Genomic DNA, 15,830 nt, shown 5'->3' with positions numbered 1-15,830 from the left:
GTCCTCTCCGTCGGGTCACGTGCAAGTTACCGCAGTTCAGCGGTAATGTCATGCACCCGAGCGGGCCTTGAACTCCCGGCGGCGGCGGTGCAAAATCGGCTCGGTGTAGCCGTTGGGCTGCTCCCCGCCCGAGAGGATCAACTCCTGTGCGGCGAGGAAGGCGATGCTGTCGTCGAAGCCGGGCGCCATCGGCCGATATGCCCTGTCACCCTCGTTCTGCTTGTCCACCAGCGGCGCCATCCGCTCAAGGCTGGCCCGCACATCCTCGGCGGTGATCACGCCGTGGCGCAGCCAGTTGGCCAGCAACTGGCTGGAGATCCGCAGCGTGGCCCGGTCTTCCATCAGCGCGACGTTGTGGATGTCGGGCACCTTTGAGCAGCCGACACCCTGCTCGACCCAGCGCACCACGTAGCCCAGGATCGACTGACAGTTGTTGTCGACCTCCTCGCGGATCTCCTCGGGAGCCCAGGCCAGCTCCTTGGCCAGCGGGATGGTCAGCAGCTCTTCGACGGTGGTGCGGGTCTTGCCGGCGAGCTCGTCCTGAACCGCATCCACATCGACCTGGTGGTAGTGCATGGCATGCAGGGTCGCCGCGGTCGGAGACGGAACCCAGGCGGTGGTGGCGCCGGCCCTGGGCTGGCCGATCTTCTGATCCACCATGTCGGCCATCAGCTCGGTCATCGCCCACATGCCCTTGCCGATCTGCGCCCGGCCCCGGAACCCGGTGACGAGCCCGGCGTCGACGTTGGCGTCCTCGTACGCCTTGATCCAGGTGGTGCTCTTCATCGCGCCCTTGCGGATCATCGGGCCGGCTTCCATCGAGGTGTGAATCTCGTCGCCGGTGCGGTCGAGGAATCCGGTGTTGATGAACACGACGCGGTCGGCGGCGGCCTTGATACTGGCTTTGAGGTTGACCGTGGTGCGCCGTTCCTCGTCCATGATGCCGACCTTGAGGGTGGCCTGCGGCAGTCCGAGGACGTCCTCGACCCGGCTGAACAGCTCGCAGGTGAAGGCCACCTCCGCCGGGCCGTGCATCTTGGGTTTCACGATGTACACCGACCCGGTGCGGCTGTTGACCAGCGGGCCGTTGGCGCCGTCGTTGTCCGCGGCACCGCGGAGCCCGTGGATGGCGATCAGGCCGGTGAACAGCGCGTCCTGAATTCCTTCGGGGACTTCGCTCTCCTGGCCGTCGGGACCGCTGACGACAATGGCGTCGTTGGTCATCAGGTGGCCGACGTTGCGCACGAACAGCAGGCTGCGGCCCGGCAACGTCAATTCCCCGCTCCCGTCGGGTGTGGTGTAGACGCGGTCGGCATTGAGCACCCGGGTGAAGCTCCGGCCGTCCTTGGCCACCTCCTCGGTGAGGTCGCCGCGGTTGAGCCCGAGCCAGTTGCGGTAGCCGACCACCTTGTCCTCGGCGTCGACCGCGGCCACCGAATCCTCGAAGTCCATGATGGTGGTGATCGCCGACTCGAGCACCACGTCCTTGATGCCGGCGGCGTCGGTGCTGCCGACCGGCGACTGCGGGTCGATCAGGATCTCGATGTGCAGGCCGTGGTTGACCAGCAGCACCGACCAGTCGGGGGAGCCGACCGAACCGCGGTACCCGACGAACTTGTCCGGGCCGGCCAAGCCGGTGACCTCACCGCCGGCCTCGACCTGCAGCCGACCGTCGACGATGCTCACTCCCGTCGCAGCGGTCCAGGAACCCGATGCCAGCGGCACCGCGGAGTCGAGGAAGTTGCGCGCATAGGCGATGACTTTGTCCCCGCGCACCTTGTTGTAGCTCGACCCCTTCCCGGCCCCGTCGTCCTCGGAGATGACGTCGGTGCCGTAGAGCGCGTCGTAGAGCGAACCCCAGCGGGCATTGGCGGCGTTGAGCGCAAACCGCGCGTTGAGCACCGGCACCACCAGCTGCGGGCCGGCGGTGGTGGTGATTTCGTCGTCGACGCCCGAGGTGGCGATGGTGAAGTCGTCCGGCTCGGGTTGCAGGTAGCCGATCTCGGTGAGGAACTGCCGGTAGGCGTCGGCGTCGAGCGGTTCGATCACCCGCTGGCGGTGCCACTTGTCGATCTGAGCCTGCAACTCGTCGCGGAAAAGCAGCAGCTCCCGGTTCCGCGGGGTGAGGTCGGTGACCACTTTGTCGACGCCCGCCCAGAAGCTGTCCGGGTCGATTCCGGTTCCGGGCAGGGCCTCGTTGTTGACGAAGTCGTACAGCACCCGGGCCACTCGCACCGTGCCCACCGGAACACGATCAGTCATGTTTCTCCTCCGTACCGGCCATTTCCTGCCCTCAGATCATACGTGCGCCGCGACCGCGTTCCCTGACAGCCGCACCCGGGCCCCGGTCAGGGCCGCTGCGCCGCGCTGCGGGTCCCCCCGACCAGGTCTTCCACCAGGTCCTCCAGTGCCAGCAGGGCGACGATGTCGCCAACGCCGGTCCCGGCCTCCCCGTCATCGGCGGTCACCAGGGCCAGATGGCTGTTGCTGCGCCGCAACCGTGACAGGGCATCGGGCAGGGTGAGCGAGCGCGGCAACCGGGGCAGGGGGCGTACCAGCGACGCGTCGATCACGGTCTGCGGGTCGGTGCCGAGGGCGAGCACGTCCTTGATGTGCAGATAGCCGATGTAGGTGCCGGCGGTGTCGACCACCGGAAACCGGGAGTAGCCGGTGTGGGCCAGTGCGTGCTCGACCGCGCCGATGGTGGGGCCCGAGCCCGGTGCGGCCACCGGCACGGCCTGGATTTCGGCCAGCGGCATGGCGAGGTCGCCGACGATACGGGTGCGAACCCGCAGCGCACGAGTGAGCCGAACGTGCTCCTGGGCATCCAGCAGACCTTCGGACAGCGACTCGGCGATCATGTCCGACAGTTCGACCGTCGACACCGTGACGGCCAGTTCGTCCTTGGGTTCGACCCGGAGCAGGCGCAGTATCGCGTTGGCGCACTTGTTGTAGAGCACGATCACCGGCCGCGCGACCCGTGCGTACGGCAGGTACACCGGCACCAGCAGCATCGCGGTGCGTTCCGGGCCGGCCAGTGCGATGTTCTTCGGCACCATTTCTCCGAGCAGTACGTGCAGGGTCACCACCAGGGCCAGCGCCACCGCGAACGCCAGGGTGTGCACCAGGGCAGGATGGATACCGGTCATGCCGAACCAGCCGGTCAGTATCCCGGCGACGGCCGGTTCGGCGATGCGGCCGAGTAACAGCGAGGACACCGTGACACCCAACTGTGCCCCCGCCAGCATCGCCGGCAGCTGTTCACCGGCCCGGATCACCGTCACCGCCCCGGCCCGGCCCTGCTCGGCCAGCGCCTCCAGCCGGTCGCGCCGGGCCGCGATCATCGCGAACTCCGCCGCCACGAAGAACGCGTTGGCGGCAATCAGCAGGATCGCCAGCAGGACCGCGAGCAGCGGGTTCATCGGCCACTCGGTTCGGCGGTTCTGGCCTCCGGAGTGCCCGACGGTTCGGGCCTACCGTCCGGCGGGGTCAATTCGAGCAGGTCGATGCGGCGCCCATCCAGCCGGACCACCTTCGCCCGCCAACTGGACAGCGGATCGACCAGGCCGTCGCGGCCCAGCGCGGGCACCTCGACCGATTCTCCGGCAACGGGGATGTGTCCGAGCTCGCGCAGCACCAGCCCGCCGATGGTCTCGTAGTGCCCTTCGGGAGCCCGGTACCCGATCGCGGTCTGAACTTCGTCGATACGCAGCAGGCCCGAGACCCGCCAGCCGCTGCCGTAGGCCATCACGTCCGGTGTCGCGTCGTCGTGCTCGTCGCGGACGTCGCCGACGATCTCCTCGATCAGGTCCTCCACGGTGACCATTCCGGCCGTGCCGCCGTATTCGTCGACGACCATCGCGGTCTGCAGGGGGTGGGCACGGATCTCCGCCATGACGGCGTCGCCGTCCAGGGTCGACGGCACCACCGCGATCGGCATGGCGACCGTGGTGAGCAACGTTTTCGCCCGCCCGGCGGGGGGAATCTGGAAAACCTGTTTGACGTGGACGATTCCGACGGTGTCGTCGAGGTCGCCCTGCACGATCGGGAACCGGGAGAAGCCGGTGTCGGCAACCGCGGCGACCAGGTCGGCGAAGGTGTCGTCGGTCTGCAGGGAGACGATCTTGGAGCGCGGTGTCATCAGTTCCTCGGCGGTCCGGGCGCCGAACTGCAACGATCGGTCCATCAGCGATGCGGTGACGTCGTCGAGCAACCCGCTGCGCGCCGAGGTGCGAACCAGCGACACCAGCTCCTGGGAGGTCCGCGCCGAACGCAACTCCTCGGCGGGCTCGACACCCAGCCGGCGCACGATCCAGTTCGCCGTCCCGTTGGTCAACCGGATCGCCGGGGTGAACAACGCCGAGAACGACCACTGGGGCAATACCACCGCACGGGCGGTGGGCAGCGGCCGGGCCACCGCGAGATATTTGGGCACCAACTCGCCGAACACCATCGACACCGACGTCACGACCACCAGCGCCAGGAACAGGGTCAGCGCCTCGGCCATCCGGTCGGACACCCCGATCGACGCCAGGCCCGGATGCGGCAGCTCGTCGACCAGCGGATCGGTCAGGTAGCCGGTGGCCAGGGTGGTCACCGATATGCCCAGCTGCGCGCCGGACAATTGAAACGACAGCCGGTGGTGAGCCCGCTGGATGAATCGGTCGCGACCGCCGCCGCGACGGGCATTGGCGTCGACGGTGCTGCGATCCAGGGCCGTCAGCGAGAACTCGGCCGCCACGAAAATCGCGGTGCCGGCCGTCAGCGCCAGAATGGCCAGCACGCTGGCCACCGTGCTCGTGTGGGTCATATGTATTTCACCAGCCGGTGGGCAGCGGATGCCCCTCGGCGAAGCCCGCGGCCGACTGCACGCCCACCACCGCCCACTCGTGCAGCTCCGCCAGTGTCGACGCACCCACATAGGTGCAGGTGCTGCGCACCCCCGAGGTGATGTGGTCCAGCAGGTCCTCGACGCCGCCGCGGGCCGGGTCCAGGCCCATCTGCGACGCCGAAATTCCCTCCTCGAAGAGCGCCTTGCGGGCCCGGTCGAACGGGCTGTCCGAACCGGTACGAGCCACCACCGCCCTCTTCGACGCCATGCCGTAGCTCTCCTTGTACGGCTGGTCGTCGCTGTCGCGCATCAGATCTCCGGGCGATTCGTAGGTGCCGGCGAACCACGATCCGATCATCACGTTGGACGCACCCGCCACCAGCGCCAGCGCTACGTCGCGCGGATGCCGGATTCCGCCGTCGGCCCAGACGTGTCCGCCGAGTTGCCGTGCCGCGTCGGCGCACTCGAGAACCGCGGAGAACTGCGGGCGCCCGACGCCGGTCATCATCCGGGTCGTGCACATCGCGCCGGGGCCGACGCCGACCTTGACGATCCCGGCGCCCGCCTCGATCAGGTCCCGGGTTCCCTGGGCGGACACCACGTTTCCGGCAGCCAGCGGCACACCCAGGTTCAGCGACGAGATCGTCCTGAGCGCTTCGAGCATCTTGACCTGGTGTCCGTGTGCGGTGTCCACCACCAGCACATCGACACCCGCGTCGACCAGGGCCTGCGCCCTGGTGGCCACATCGCCGGTGATGCCCACCGCGGCACCGATGCGCAACCGGCCCGCACCGTCGACGGCCGGACGGTAGATCCCGGTCCGGATCGCCCCGGTGCGGGTCAGCACCCCGGCCAGCGAACCGTCGGCGGCGGTCACCACCGCGACGTCGATGGGCGCGTGTTCGAGCAGATCGAAGATCTTGCGCGGCTCCGTACCCTCCGGTGCGGTGACGAAATCGCCGGCGGCGACGTCGCGCACCCGGGTGAACCGGTCCACTCCGGCGCACGACGATTCGCCCACCACACCGACCGGGTGCCCGTCGTGAACCACCACTGCCACCCCGTGCGCCCGCTTGTGGATCAGCGCCATCGCATCGGACACCGAGTCATCGGGTGTCAGCGTCACCGGTGTGTCGAGCACCAGGTCGCGGCTCTTGACGAACTGGACGGTCCGTTGGGCGGCGGGAATCGGCAGATCCTGCGGCAGGATCACGATGCCACCGCGGCGGGCCATGGTTTCGGCCATTCGGCGTCCCGCTACCGCAGTCATGTTGGCGACCACGACCGGAATCGTGGTCCCGGAGCCGTCGGCGGTGGACAGGTCGACGTCGAAGCGCGACGCGACATCGGAGCGATTGGGCACGATGAACACGTCGTTGTAGGTCAGGTCGAAGGTGGGCCGCTGCCCGTCCAGGAATTTCATCGTCTTGGCGGTGTCATCGTCTCGGGTATCTCGTCGGCTGGCGGTCAGGCACGTACTTCGCTTCGGTCTGCGCTCCACAGCGTATGAAACTTCTTCTCCGGCTCCTCGTCGATGCGCCCATAGGTGTGTGCGCCGAAGAAGTCGCGCAGACCCTGCGTCAGCGCCGCGGGCAGCCTATCGGTCCGTAGCGCGTCGTAGTAGGACAGCGCCGAGGCGAATCCGGGAACCGGAATGCCCAACCCGGTGGCCGTCACCACCACCCGGCGCCAGCTGTCGATCGCCGCCTCGATCGCGCTGCGGAAGTAGGGGGCTGCCAGCAGGGTGGGCAGATCGGGCTGCTCGTTATAGGCGGCTTTGATCCGGTTGAGGAACTTGGCCCGGATGATGCAGCCGCCACGCCAGATGGTCGCCAGGTCGCCGGGGGTGATGTGCCAGCCGTATTCGGCGCTGCCGGCCTGGATCTGGTTGAAGCCCTGGGCGTAGGCGATGATCTTGGACGCATACAGGGCCCGGCGGACGTCCTCGGTGAATCCGGCGGCGTCAACCGGCGCGGCGCCGAGGTTGCCCGCCGCCATGCCGGCGGCTGCCGCCCGCTGGGCCACCGATCCCGACAGTGCCCGGGCGAACACCGCCTCGGCGATGCCGGTGACCGGCACACCGAGGTCCAGGGCCGACTTCACCGTCCACCGGCCGGTGCCCTTCTGTTCGGCCTCATCGACGATGACGTCGACCAGCGGCCTGCCGGTCCGGGCGTCGGTCTGGCGCAGCACCTGCGCGGTGATTTCGACGAGGAAGCTGTCCAGGTCGCCGTCGTTCCACTGCTCGAAGACGTCGGCGATCTCTCCGGCGGACTTGCCCAGCGCGTCGCGCAGCAACTGGTAGGCCTCGCCGATCAGTTGCATGTCGGAGTATTCGATGCCGTTGTGCACCATCTTCACGAAGTGGCCGGCACCGTCGGGGCCGATGTGGGCGCAGCACGGCACCCCGTCGACGTGCGCGGAGATCTCTTCGAGTAGCGGGCCCAGGGATTCGTAGGACTCCGCGGGCCCGCCGGGCATGATGGCGGGCCCGTTGAGCGCGCCTTCCTCGCCGCCGGAGATGCCCGCGCCCACGAAGTGCAGGCCGCGTTCCCGCATCGCCCGCTCGCGGCGGATGGTGTCGGTGTAGAGCGCGTTGCCGCCGTCGATGATGATGTCGCCCTCGTCCATGGCGTCGGCGAGCTCGTCGATGACGGCGTCGGTGGGGCCGCCGGCTTTGACCATGATGATGACCCGCCGGGGTTTTTCCAGCGCGGCCAGGAATTCGGGGATCGTCTGGCTGCGCACGAAATCGCCTTCGGAGCCGTGTTCGGCGAGCAGGGCATCGGTCTTGGCGACCGAGCGATTGTGCAGCGCCACGGTGTAGCCGTGGCGGGCGAAGTTGCGGGCCAGGTTCGAACCCATCACCGCCAGGCCGGTGACGCCGATCTGGGCGGTCGCGGTGTGCGAATCAGGTGAATTCAATGGGTGTCCCGTCCTCAGTTGCCGACCAGCCGGTACAACTCGGTCAGCCACGGTATGGCCAACGCGATGGTGGGCACCACCAGCACTGCCGCGGCTGCCAGGTAGACCCCCGTCGACAGCAGCAGGCTGTTGCCCCGGCCGGTCAGCCGTCGTATCCGCAGCACGGTGGTGGGTCCGCCGGCCGCCAGCGCCCCGGCCGGGGCGCGGCCCGTCGCGCAGGTGACCAGCGCCCGGGCCAGGGGAGTGCGGCCGGCGGCACGGACCGCGGCGTCGTCGGCCAGCAGTTCCACGAGCAGCCTGACCGCATCCAGCGCGTGCGCGCTGCGCACGACCCGCGGGAACGCCGTGTGCAGGGCGGTGAACGCCTCCAGGACCAGATCGTGGCGCGCCCGGAGGTGCGCCCGCTCGTGGGCCAGGATCGCGGTGACCTCGGCGCCGTCCAGGGCGGTCAGCGTGCCCGCGCTGACGACGACGCGGCTGCGCATCCCGGGCAGGCAGTAGGCCAGTGGCTCGTCGACCTCCAGGACCCGCAGATCGCGTGTCCGGGCACACCCGTCGGCGGTTACCGTCTCCGGTCCCATCCCGACGAGGTCGACGATCATGCGGTGGCGGGCCCGCCGTTTGCGGGTCGCCACCGCCCCGCGGACCACCGCGACCACCAGGCGTGTGCCGACCACCAGCGTCAGGGCGAACACGGTCAGGTATGCCAGCCACAGCGGCCAGCCGAGGCGACCATGAGCGTCGAGGATTCCCGCGGTGGGGCGTCCGTCCGCGCCGGGCATGAGAAGCCGGCTGCCGATGGCGATACCGGCGCTGAATGTGGAGAGCGCCGCGGCCAGGGCGACCGCCTGCCACAGCACCATCGCGGCCCGTGGGGCACGCAGCTGCCACTCGGCGCGGGCCAGCGCAGCCGGGGTCGGACCGGCCAGCAGCACCGCGATGAGGGTGAATGCCAGCGCAGACACGCCGATAGTCTCCCTCAGCGGCCCCCCGCAGGTCCAGCGGAATAATCATGCTGCTGCGTTTCCAGCGTGGCCAGGGCGCGCCGCAGCGCATCCGCCTCGTCGGCATTCACCCGTTCGACGAAATGCACCAGCACTGCCTGGCGGCTGCCGGGGTCCTCGGCTTGAGCGAGCGCGTCGACCATCAACCCGGCGACCAGTTCGTCGCGGCCGTGAACCGGCGCGTAGCGGTGCGCCCTGCTGTCCCGGATCTGTGAGACCAGGTTCTTCTTCGCCAATCGCTGCAGCACCGTCATCACCGTCGTGTAGGCCAGCTCCCGGTTGACCGATATCGCCCGGTGAACTTCGCGGACGGTTTGAGGCTGGGCGGTGGACCACAACTGGTCCATCACGACGCGTTCCAGATCCCCCAGCCGCATCAGCTTGGGCATGGTTCTTCTCCTGAGTTTCCCAACAAGAGTACTCCCGATATTGCTCACACCAGCCCCTTGAATATTAGGGCAGCCTTGCCTACTATAGATGAGGTCGAGCGAAACAACCGGCTGCGGAAGTGTCCTGAGGGCTGCAGTGACCCCCGGCCAACTCGATCGGCGAGCCCCGTGCCATTGGCGCGGGGCTCGCCTGTTTCACCGGCCCGATGGTGTAGACACAGGGGGTGCCGTCCCCGCTCGATCCCGAATCCGTCGCCGCGTTCGACAGCGAACTCGGACTGCAATTCACCGAGGTGACCCCCGATGGCGCCCGCGCCCAGTTGGAGGTGAAACCCAAGCTGCTGCAACCGATGGGCCTGGTGCACGGCGGCGTCTACTGCTCGATGGTCGAAAGCATGGCCAGCGTGGCGGCCTACACCTGGCTGGCCGCGCACGGCGGCGGAAACATCGTCGGCGTCAACAACAACACCGACTTCCTGCGTGCCATCACCGCCGGCATGCTCTACGGCCGGGCCGAGCCGGTGCACCGTGGCCGGCGCCAGCAGCTGTGGCTGGTGACGATCGCCGACGACGGCGGTCGTCTCGTGGCCCGCGGCCAGGTGCGGCTGCAGAACCTGGAGGCGCGGCCGGCCGGCGACTGAGCGCGCTTCGCCGGGATCAGCTCGCGGCCTTGGTGATGGGGTCCGGCCCCTGGGCCTCGGCGGCCAGCTCGGCCAGCTGTTCGAGCCGGGTCCGCGCGAACGCCTGCTGATCGGTGATGGCCAGCTGGCCGCGACGAGTGCTCAGGAAGGTGACCGTCCACGACAGCAGCGTGGCGATCTTCGTCTTGAACCCGACCAGGTACACCAGGTGCAGCACCAGCCAGATCAGCCATGCGGTGAATCCGCTGAACTCCAGCGGGCCGATCTTGGCCACCGCGGAAAACCGTGACACCGTCGCCATCGAGCCCTTATCGAAGTACTGGAACGGTTCGCGTTCGGCGGGGTCGGCGCCGGCCAATTCGGACTTGATGGTGGTGGCGACGTATTTGCCGCCCTGGATCGCCCCCTGGGCCACCCCCGGCACCCCCTCGACCGCGGCCATGTCGCCGATGACGAAGACGTTGGGGTGTCCGGGCAGCGACAGGTCGGGCAGCACCTTGACCCGCCCGGAGCGGTCGAGTTCGACCTCGCACTGCTCGGCGAGGTTGCGGCCCAGCCGGCTGGCCTGCACGCCGGCCGACCACACCTTGCACGCCGATTCGATACGGCGCTCGGTGCCGTCGGCATCCTTGACCGTGATGCCGTTGCGGTCCACGTCGGTGACCATGGCGCCGAGCTGAATCTCCACGCCCATCTTCTCCAGCCTGGCTGCCGCCCGCTCGCCCAGCTTCTCGCCGAACGGGGGCAGCACCGCAGGCGCGGCGTCGAGCAGAATGACGCGAGCCCTGGCCGAGTCGATGTCGCGGAACGCGCCCTTGAGGGTGTGCTCGGCCAATTCGGCTATCTGCCCGGCCATTTCGACGCCGGTCGGCCCGGCGCCGACCACGGTGAACGTCAGCAGTTTGGCCCGGCGTTCCGGGTCACCGGACCGTTCCGCCTGTTCGAACGCACTCATGATGCGGCCACGCAGTTCCAGTGCGTCGTCGATCGACTTCATCCCGGGTGCGAATTCGGCGAAATGGTCGTTGCCGAAGTAGGACTGGCCGGCCCCGGCCGCCACGATCAGGCTGTCGTACGGCGTCCGGTAGGAATGGCCGAGCAGGTCCGATTCGACGGTGCGGGTGGTCAGGTCGATGTGGGTGACCTTGCCCAGCAGAACCTGGACGTTGCGCTGTTTGCGCAGCACCACCCGGGTGGGGGGCGCGATCTCGCCCTCGGAGATGATCCCGGTTGCCACCTGGTACAGCATCGGCTGGAACAGGTGATGTGTGGTGCGGGCGATCAGTGTGACGTCGACGTCGGCGCGTTTGAGTTTCTTTGCCGCGTTGAGCCCGCCGAACCCCGATCCCACGATCACAACACGATGACGACGACGCGGCTGGACTCCGGGTTCTTGCTCGGAACTCATTCTTCGCGACTCCTGGCGGGATTCTCCTCGGACGGGCTCAGGCGAACTGGGCCAGCGCGCCGTGACTGACGTGCAGCGTCTGCCCGGTGATGTGCCGGGCCGCCGGAGTGGTCAGGAACAGCGAGAGCCGGGCGATCTCCTCGGCGACCGGTACCGGTGTGCGCGACAGGCCGGGGTAGCCCGCCTGGCTGCTGCGGCCGCAGGCGACGGCGTTGACCGTGATGCCGCGGGTGCCGTAGACCTCTGCCTGCCCGCCGACCCAGTCGGCGAGAGCGGCCTTGATCGCAGCGTCGATACTGCCCACAGCCGGATTCTCGGTCAGTACGCCGATGATGTTGCCGCCCGAACGCAGCTGGTCACCGACACACCGCACGGTCAGCACCGCCGACAGCAGGGTGGCATCCAGGGTCCGGCGCCATGCGGTGGCCGTGTCCGCCAGCGAGTAGGTGCGCGGGTCGCCGGCCTCCCAGGTGGGTGCCGGGACGTTGACGATGGTGTCCAGATGGTGGGGGAACTGCGTGCGCGCTGCTTTGAGGCTGGCTGGGTCGGTGGTGTCGCACACGATGGCCTCGGCGTCGAGTTCCCCGGCCGCGACCGCGAGCTCGGCTTCGCCCGCGCCGACCAGGGTCACCCGGTGGCCGTCGTCGCGAAAACCCTGGGCAACCGTGCGCCCGAGAGCGGTGTCACCGCCAGTGACTACAACCTCCACCGCCTCGACCTCCTCAGTCTCAGTCTCAGTCCTAATTCCCGTTCTCGGCCCGAGCCTCCGGCCTCCAGCCCCGGGCTCCAGGCCCCGGGTTGCCGACGCCCGGGACTCCGGCCCGGGATCGCGATTCATGTTACTGGAGGGTAGCTACTTCGGTGAAACTCGGCGACGCCGCGACTCGCGGTTGGTTCGGATAGCTGGTCAGCGGCGACGCCGTACCGATAGATTCGATGAGTGCGTCGCATCGCGGTAATGGCCGGTGTGCTCGTCTTCGTGCTGGCCGGTTCGGTGTCGGGGTGTCACCGTGTGCACAGCCGGCCGGATGCCCGGTCGCTGGTGGTGTTTGCCGCGGCCTCGCTCAACAGCGCATTCACCCGGATCGGCCAGCGGTTCCAGGCCGACAACCCCGGCGTGAACGTCACGTTCAACTTCGCCGGCTCCTCGGAGCTTGCGACTCAGTTGACCGAGGGGGCCAGGGCCGACGTGTTCGCCTCGGCCGACCGCGCACAGATGGGCCGGGTCGGCGACGCCGGACTTCTGGCCGCGGACCCGACCGACTTCGCCACCAACACCCTGATGATCGTCACCGCGCCGGGCAACCCGAAGGGCATCGACACCTTCGCCGACCTGGGCCGGCCCGGGCTGGCCGTGGTCGTCTGCCAGCAGCCGGTGCCGTGCGGGGTCGCCGCGTGGCGGATCGAAGAGGCCACCGGAATCTACCTGCAGCCGGCCAGCGAGGAGCCGAGCGTTGCCGACGCACTCAACAAGGTCAGCAGCGGGCAAGCCGATGCGGCACTGGTCTATCGCACCGCCGCCGCCGATGCCGGGGCCGCGGTCGCGGCAATCACATTTCCCGAGGCTGCCGGCGCGGTGAACGTCTATCCCATCGCGGTGCTGAACACGGCGGCCGACACCGCCCTGGCACAGAGTTTTGTGGCCATGGTCACCACCGGGGCGGGCCGGCAGATCCTCGACCGGTCCGGTTTCGCCCGGCCCTGAAAGACCCCGTGGACACACCAGCCGGCCCGCCGCGGTGGGTGTATGTACCCGCGGCCCTGGGGACGGTGTTCGTGGGGCTGCCGCTGCTGGCGATTGCGCTGCGCGTCGACTGGCCGCATTTCTGGAGCCTGATCAGCAGCGACTCCTCGGCGACGGCACTGCTGCTGAGCCTGAAGACCGCGGCCGCGAGCACGGCGCTGTGCGTCGTTCTGGGTGTTCCCATGGCGCTGGTGCTGGCGCGCAGCCGGTGGCCGCTGGTGCGGCTGCTGCGCCCGGTGATCCTGCTGCCGCTGGTGCTTCCGCCGGTGGTCGGCGGTATCGCGCTGCTCTACGCGTTCGGCCGGCTCGGCCTGCTGGGCCGGTATCTGGAATCAGCCGGGATGCACATCGCGTTCAGCACCACCGCCGTGGTGCTGGCGCAGACGTTCGTCTCGCTGCCGTTCCTGGTGATCTCCCTGGAGGGCGCCGCCCGGAGCGCCGGTGCCGGCTACGAGATGGTGGCGGCGACTCTCGGGGCCCGGCCGACCACGATCTGGTGGCGGGTGACCCTGCCGTTGCTGCTGCCGGCCCTGGCGGCCGGGGCGGTACTGGCGTTTGCCCGCGCACTGGGGGAGTTCGGCGCGACGCTGACCTTCGCCGGATCGCTGCAGGGCGTGACCCGCACCCTGCCACTGGAGATCTACCTGCAGCGGGTCTCCGACCCGGATGCCGCAGTAGCTCTGTCCCTGCTGTTGGTCGCGGTCGCGGCACTGGTGGTGTTGGGGCTGGGTTCGCGCCGGTTGACCCCGGGCGGCGCGGGGTAGTCGGCGATGAGCGACATGCACCTGCGCGCGGTGGTGGCCGATCGTGGCCTTGACGTGGAGTTTTCGGTCTCCGCGGGCGAGGTGCTGGCCGTGCTCGGGCCCAACGGCGCCGGAAAGTCGACACTGCTGCACGTGATCGCCGGGCTGGTCCGCCCCGATACCGGTGTGGTGCGCCTGGGCGACCGCGTGCTGACCGACACCGCAACGGGGATTCAGGTGGCGCCCCACCGGCGCCGGGTCGGGGTCCTGCTGCAGGACCCGTTGCTGTTTCCGCATCTCAGTGTCACGGCCAACGTCGCGTTCGGCCCCAACAGCCGGCGCCGGACGCTGCCGCGGGGCCGGGCGGGCCGGCTGAGGGACCGGGCGTCGGCGTTGGGGTGGCTTCGCGAAGTAGGCGGCGAGGCATTCGCCGACCGCAGGCCCGCGCAATTGTCGGGGGGACAGGCCCAGCGGGTCGCGATTGCTCGGGCGTTGGCCGCCGAATCCGAGATATTGCTGCTCGACGAACCGCTGGCCGGGCTCGATGTCGACGCCGCCGCGTCGATTCGAGTGGTGTTGCGGGAGGTGGCCGCCCGCAACGGCTGTGCGGTCCTACTGGTCACCCACGACCTGCTCGACGTCTTTGCCCTGGCCGATCGGGTGTTGGTGCTGGAATCCGGCGTCATCTCCGAGATCGGCCCCACCGCCGAAGTACTCGCGGCGCCGCGCAGTCGTTTCGGCGCCCGGATCGCCGGTGTCAATCTGGTCGCCGGAGCGATCGGGCCCGATGGCGCGCTGCATACCCGGTTCGGGCAGACCTGGCGCGGCACCGTGCAGACGGGTGCGGCGCCGGCGAACGGACATCAAGCCGTAGCGGTGTTCGCCCCGGCAAGCGTGGCCGTATCCGCCGGCCCGCCGCGCGGCAGCACCCGCAACGCCGTCGAGGTGGCCGTCGCCGAAGTCCAGGCCCGCGGCCCGGAGGTGCTGGTGCGCGGCGCCGATCAGCCCGACGGGCGTCCCGGCCTGGCCGCCGTCATCACCCCGGATGCCGCGGCGGAATTGCAGCTCACACTCGGTGTCCGGGTGTGGTTCGGGGTCAAGGCGGCCGAGGTCGCGCTGCACCCTGCGCAGCACCGGCGCGGGGACGGCTGACCGCTGAGGCGAACCCGCGGGCAACGAACCGCGGAGACACCCGCCGGGCGATCCTTGCATCGCGGCGCCGACACGGTAGGTTGTCGCCATGCATGAGCTTCACCCGAATTCCTCCCGCCACAAGGGGAGCCGGGCCTCGTGGGCCATGGCCGCTGCGGCCAGTGCCGCCGTGATGAGCCTCGGCCTCGGCTTCGGCCTCGGCTTGCCGGCGACCGCGACCGCCGACCCGGCGCCGGTGCCCCCTGCCCCTGCCCCGGCCCCTGCACCGCCCGGCGCTCCCGAGGCCCCACAGCCCCCGGCCGACGCCCCGATGCCGCCGCCGCCCAACGCGCCCCCGCCGCCGGACCCGAACCTGGTGCCGCTTCCGCCCGATCCGAACGCGCCACCGCCACCACCGCCGGAGGCGCCGCCCCCACCGGCGATAGCGACCAACGCCATCGGCGGGTTCAGCTTCGCCATCCCCGGCGGCTGGGTGGAATCGGACGCGTCGCACCTGGACTACGGGTCCGCACTGCTGAGCAAAACCGTCGGTGCGCCTCCGATGCCGGGCCAGGCGCCACCGGTGGCCAACGACACCCGCGTCGTGCTCGGCCGGCTGGACCAGAAGCTCTACGCCAGCGCGGAAGCCAACAACTCCAAGGCGGCAGTCCGCCTGGGGTCCGACATGGGCGAGTTCTTCATGCCCTACCCCGGCACCCGGGTCAACCAGGAAACGATTCCGCTCAATGCCGCCGGCATGTCGGGCAGCGCCTCCTACTACGAGGTCAAGTTCAGCGACGCAGCCAAACCGAACGGCCAGATCTGGACCGGCGTGATCGGAACCGCGGAGGGGGCCGCACCCGCCGGCCCCCCGCAACGCTGGTTCGTGGTGTGGCTGGGAACCTCCAACGATCCGGTCGACAAGGGCGCCGCGAAGGCGATGACCGAATCGATCCGACCCTGGGCGCCTCCGCCGGACCCGGATGCCGAGCCGGCTCCGGGCGCACCGGTTCC

Annotated in this window: 14 protein-coding genes; 5 read left to right on the top strand and 9 right to left on the bottom strand. The window is 69.4% G+C overall.

Annotated features, from left to right (window positions below; translation table 11 throughout):
- Positions 1 to 48: 48 nt before the first annotated feature.
- From ACK5M9_RS06655 to ACK5M9_RS06625, 7 genes are all read right to left on the bottom strand, one after another.
- The gene (locus ACK5M9_RS06655; protein WP_416892390.1) at positions 49 to 2,262 is read right to left on the bottom strand and encodes a malate synthase G; all 2,214 of its coding nucleotides are present in this window, start codon (positions 2,260 to 2,262) and stop codon (positions 49 to 51) included.
- Positions 2,263 to 2,348: 86 nt separating this feature from the next.
- Complete coding sequence (locus tag ACK5M9_RS06650) at positions 2,349 to 3,422, bottom strand: hemolysin family protein (RefSeq protein WP_416892389.1); 1,074 nt, start codon at positions 3,420 to 3,422, stop codon at positions 2,349 to 2,351.
- Entirely contained in the window at positions 3,419 to 4,810 is a 1,392-nt protein-coding gene (locus ACK5M9_RS06645; RefSeq protein ID WP_416892388.1) for a hemolysin family protein, read from the bottom strand. The genes ACK5M9_RS06650 and ACK5M9_RS06645 overlap by 4 nt, the downstream gene beginning before the upstream one ends.
- 7 nt (positions 4,811 to 4,817) lie before the next feature.
- The gene (locus ACK5M9_RS06640; RefSeq protein WP_416892404.1) at positions 4,818 to 6,254 is read right to left on the bottom strand and encodes a GuaB1 family IMP dehydrogenase-related protein; all 1,437 of its coding nucleotides are present in this window, start codon (positions 6,252 to 6,254) and stop codon (positions 4,818 to 4,820) included.
- A 44-nt stretch (positions 6,255 to 6,298) separates the two neighbouring features.
- Positions 6,299 to 7,756 carry an NADP-dependent phosphogluconate dehydrogenase gene (gene gndA, locus ACK5M9_RS06635; protein WP_416892387.1) on the bottom strand — a complete coding sequence of 486 codons (1,458 nt, stop codon included), beginning with the start codon at positions 7,754 to 7,756 and terminating at the stop codon, positions 6,299 to 6,301.
- A gap of 14 nt (positions 7,757 to 7,770) precedes the next feature.
- Positions 7,771 to 8,721 (bottom strand): M56 family metallopeptidase, encoded by a 951-nt coding sequence (locus ACK5M9_RS06630; protein WP_416892386.1) that lies wholly within the window; start codon positions 8,719 to 8,721, stop codon positions 7,771 to 7,773.
- Positions 8,722 to 8,735: 14 nt separating this feature from the next.
- On the bottom strand, positions 8,736 to 9,149 hold the full coding sequence (locus tag ACK5M9_RS06625) for a BlaI/MecI/CopY family transcriptional regulator (RefSeq protein WP_416892385.1): 414 nt from the start codon (positions 9,147 to 9,149) through the stop codon (positions 8,736 to 8,738).
- Positions 9,150 to 9,373: 224 nt separating this feature from the next.
- Here ACK5M9_RS06625 and ACK5M9_RS06620 point away from each other — a divergent pair, with 224 nt between their 5' ends.
- On the top strand, positions 9,374 to 9,790 hold the full coding sequence (locus tag ACK5M9_RS06620; RefSeq protein WP_416892384.1) for a PaaI family thioesterase: 417 nt from the start codon (positions 9,374 to 9,376) through the stop codon (positions 9,788 to 9,790).
- Between the two features lie 16 nt (positions 9,791 to 9,806).
- Here the strand turns inward: ACK5M9_RS06620 and ACK5M9_RS06615 are convergent, their stop codons facing one another.
- Complete coding sequence (locus ACK5M9_RS06615; RefSeq protein WP_416892383.1) at positions 9,807 to 11,198, bottom strand: NAD(P)/FAD-dependent oxidoreductase; 1,392 nt, start codon at positions 11,196 to 11,198, stop codon at positions 9,807 to 9,809.
- A gap of 37 nt (positions 11,199 to 11,235) precedes the next feature.
- Positions 11,236 to 11,907: an SDR family oxidoreductase gene (locus ACK5M9_RS06610; RefSeq protein WP_416892382.1), complete on the bottom strand. Its 672-nt coding sequence runs from the start codon at positions 11,905 to 11,907 to the stop codon at positions 11,236 to 11,238.
- Between the two features lie 231 nt (positions 11,908 to 12,138).
- On the opposite strand from ACK5M9_RS06610, the gene modA reads away from it, so the two are divergent.
- The 4 genes from modA to ACK5M9_RS06590 form a co-directional block, all read left to right on the top strand.
- Entirely contained in the window at positions 12,139 to 12,903 is a 765-nt protein-coding gene (gene modA, locus ACK5M9_RS06605) for a molybdate ABC transporter substrate-binding protein (protein WP_416892381.1), read from the top strand.
- Positions 12,904 to 12,911: 8 nt separating this feature from the next.
- Complete coding sequence (locus tag ACK5M9_RS06600) at positions 12,912 to 13,706, top strand: ABC transporter permease (protein WP_416892380.1); 795 nt, start codon at positions 12,912 to 12,914, stop codon at positions 13,704 to 13,706.
- Positions 13,707 to 13,712: 6 nt separating this feature from the next.
- Positions 13,713 to 14,837, top strand: a complete 1,125-nt coding sequence (locus ACK5M9_RS06595; RefSeq protein ID WP_416892379.1) for a sulfate/molybdate ABC transporter ATP-binding protein — start codon at positions 13,713 to 13,715, stop codon at positions 14,835 to 14,837.
- Between the two features lie 88 nt (positions 14,838 to 14,925).
- Positions 14,926 to 15,830 (top strand): alanine and proline-rich secreted protein Apa (locus ACK5M9_RS06590; protein WP_416892378.1); only part of this gene is annotated, 905 nt, incomplete at its 3' end.

This window comes from Mycobacterium sp. (assembly GCF_047975165.1).
Lineage (GTDB): Bacteria > Actinomycetota > Actinomycetes > Mycobacteriales > Mycobacteriaceae > Mycobacterium.
Note: the sequence above shows the minus strand (reverse complement) of the source record. Positions and strands in the feature narration are given on the sequence as shown.